The following is a 3,390-nucleotide window of genomic DNA, read 5'->3' as shown; positions in this document are numbered from 1 at the left end:
ACACCAGCCGGACATACCGTGCAACTACCCACCTACGCATTCCAGCACCAGCGCTACTGGCTCGACAGCACCACCGGCAGCAGTGTCGACGTCGGGGACCGGGACACGGCTTTCTGGGAGGCGGTCCAGCACACCGACCTGGACGGTTTCGCCGCCGAACTGGACATCGCGCCCGACGCCCCGCTCGGCACCGTTCTGCCCGCGCTCGCCGACTGGCGGCAGCGCCTGCGGACCACGGCGGCCGTGGACGCATGGCGCTACCGGACCGCCTTCAAGCGCCTGCCCGACGCGCCCGGTGCCCCGGTCCTCACCGGATCCTGGCTGGCCCTCGTACCGGTACGGCACCTGGACGACCCGTCCGTCACCACGTCCCTGGACGCCGTGGCGAAGGCCGGCGCCGAGGTGGTCCACTTGGCGATCGAGGACGCCGATGCCGACGTGGACCGGCTCACCGAGCGGCTGCGCGGCCTCGTCGCCGGCCTCGGCGCGGCACCGGCCGGGATCATGTCGTTCCTCGGTCTGGACGAGGAGCGCCACCGCGACCACCCGGCCATGCCGAGCGGGCTGGCGACCAGCCTCGCCCTGGTGCGCGCCCTCGGCCGGGCCGGGATCGGCGCCCCGCTGTGGATGGTGACCCGGGAGGCCGTCGCGGCCGGCCAGGACACCCACCCGCACGCCCCGCTGGGCTCGCTGATCTGGGGCCTCGGCCAGGTCACGGCCCTTGAACACGCCGACCGGTGGGGCGGGTTGATCGACTTGCCCGGCGTCTGCGACGCCCGCGTCGCGCGCATGCTGTGCGCCGGACTGTCCGGTCGCGGTGCCGAGGACCAGCTGGCCCTGCGTCCCTCGGGCACGTTCGTCCGCCGGCTCGCCCACATCCCCGGCGAGCAGCGGGCCGCCCGGCGCAGCTGGCAGCCGCGGGGCACGGTGATCGTCACCGGCGGCACCGGCGCCCTCGGCGCCGTCCTCGCCCAGTGGCTGGCCACCGAGGGGGCCGAGCACCTGGTGCTCACCGGGCGCCGCGGGGCCGACGCTCCCGGTGCCGAGCGGCTGCGCGACGAACTCGTCGCGACCGGCGCCCGTGTCACCCTCGCCGCCTGCGACGTCGCGGACCGCAAGGCCGTGGCGGCGCTCCTCGACGAGCTCGCCGCCGACGGGGAGACCGTACGCGCGGTGCTGCACGCCGCGGGCGTCGCGGACCTGACCTCTCTGGAGAACACCGGCCCGGAGGCGTTCGCCGCCGGAGTCGCCGCCAAGGTCGACGGCGCCCTGCACCTCACCGAACTCCTCGACCACGGCGATCTGGACGCGTTCGTCCTGTTCTCCTCCATCGCCGGTGTGTGGGGCAGCGGCGACCACGGCGCCTACGCCGCCGCCAACGCGTTCCTCAACGCGCTCGCCGAGTACAACCGCGCGCGCGGCATTCCGACCACCTCCATCGCCTGGGGCGTGTGGAACGCGTTCGGCGTCGAGGGCGCCGGCGGCATCTCCGAGGCCGTCGACCTCGACCAACTGCACCGGCGGGGCCTGCCCCTCATCGAACCCGAGTTGGGCCTCACCGCGCTGCGGCGGGCCCTGGACCGCGACGAGACCGTGCTCACCGTGGCACCCGTCGCCTGGGAGCGGTTCTTCCCCCTGTTCAGCGCGGCCCGCCCGCGACCGCTGTTCGAAGACCTGCCGCAGGTCAGGGCGCTGTCCGCGCCGGTACCCGCGACCGCGGGCCCGGCCTTTGAGCCCGGGCAGCGCGGCTCCGGGCTCGGAGACCTGCCGCTCACCGACCGGGACAGCGCCCTGCTCGCCCTGGTCCGCGGCGAGTCCGCCGCCGTGCTGGGCTACGAGCGGCCCGACCGGCTCGACCCCGACCGAGCCCTGCGCGACGTCGGCTTCGACTCCCTCACCGCGATGGAGCTGCGCAACCGGCTGGCCACGGCCACCGGCCTCACCCTGCCGGCCGCGCTGGTCTTCGACCACCCGACCCCGCTCGCCATCGCCGCGTACCTCAAGGCCGAGCTGTACGGGCCCGACCCGGGCGACGACAGCTCCGTCCTCACCGAACTGGACGTGCTGTCCCAGCGCCTGGCGGCCATCGACCCGGACACCAACACCCGGCTCGAGATCACCCTGCGGCTGCGCTCGCTGCTCACGCGGTGGAGCGAGCCGGACGGCGGCCGTACGACGGCCGCGGCCACCTCCGCCACGGTCACCTCCGCCGCGGCACTCGAGTCGGCCAGTGCCGACGAGGTGCTGGCCTTCATCGACACCGAACTCGGCATTTGAGCAGCTCCACTCCGCCTCGTGCGGCTCGTCCTCGCGGGCGAGCCGCGTGGGGCCCGCACCCACCGTGCACCACCGCACCACGTACTCGCCAAGACTCACAGGGGTAGGAACTGATGGCGGATCATGACAAGCTGGTCGACTACCTGAAGCGCGTCACGGCTGATCTGCAACAGACCAGGCAGCGGCTGCGCGAGTACGAGACGCAGAGCCACGAGCCCATCGCCATCGTGGGCATGGGCTGTCGCTACCCCGGCTCCGTCGCCTCACCGGAGGAGCTGTGGCGGCTGGTGCACGGCGGCGTTGACGCCGTCGGCGGCCTGCCCACCGACCGCGGCTGGGACGTGGAGGCCCTGTACGACCCGGAGGCGCAGAACCCCGGCACGACCTATGCTCGCGAGGGCGGCTACCTGACCGGCGCCACCGAGTTCGACCCGGAGTTCTTCGGGATCTCGCCGCGCGAGGCGCTCGCCATGGATCCGCAGCAGCGCCTCGTCCTGGAGGTCGCCTGGGAGACCCTGGAGCACGCCGGCATCGACTCCGCCACCCTGCGCGGCTCCAGCACCGGGGTGTTCGTCGGCTGCAACTACCAGGAGTACCGGGCCCGGCTGTCGGAGGTGCAGGAGGGCCTGGAGGGCCACCTCGTCACCGGCAGCGTCTCCAGCGTGGTCTCCGGCCGGGTCTCCTACGTCCTCGGTCTCGAAGGTCCGGCGCTCACCGTGGACACCGCCTGCTCCTCCTCCCTCGTCACGCTCCACCTGGCCTGTGAGGCGCTGCGCCGCAACGAGTGCACCATGGCCCTCGCGGGCGGTGTCGCCGTGATGAGCACCCCGCACACCATCACCGGCTTCTCCCGGCAGCGCGGTGTGGCCGCCGACGGGCGGTGCAAGGCGTTCTCCGCGTCCGCCGACGGCATGGGCTTCGGCGAGGGCGTCGGCCTGCTGCTGGTGGAGCGGCTGTCGGACGCGCGGCGGCTGGGTCACCGGGTGCTGGCGGTGGTGCGGGGCAGCGCGGTCAACCAGGACGGTGCGTCGAACGGGCTGAGCGCCCCCAGTGGTCCCGCCCAGCAGCGGGTGATCCGGCAGGCACTGGTGAACGCCGGGGTGCAGGCGTCCC

Annotated in this window: 2 protein-coding genes; both read left to right on the top strand. The window is 73.8% G+C overall.

Annotation, left to right across the window (positions count from 1 at the left end):
• Nucleotides 1–2,277: SDR family NAD(P)-dependent oxidoreductase (locus IE258_RS40400; protein WP_229892775.1), on the top strand; the 2,277-nt coding region annotated here is incomplete at its 5' end.
• Nucleotides 2,278–2,390: 113 nt separating this feature from the next.
• Nucleotides 2,391–3,390, top strand: a 1,000-nt coding sequence (locus IE258_RS40395; RefSeq protein ID WP_189750774.1) for a beta-ketoacyl synthase N-terminal-like domain-containing protein, incomplete at its 3' end; no start/stop codon positions are given.

The organism is Streptomyces tendae, from assembly GCF_014650435.1.
GTDB classification, from domain to species: domain Bacteria; phylum Actinomycetota; class Actinomycetes; order Streptomycetales; family Streptomycetaceae; genus Streptomyces; species Streptomyces tendae.
The sequence above is the reverse complement of the archived record's forward strand: the minus strand, read 5'-3'. Positions and strand labels throughout refer to the sequence as shown.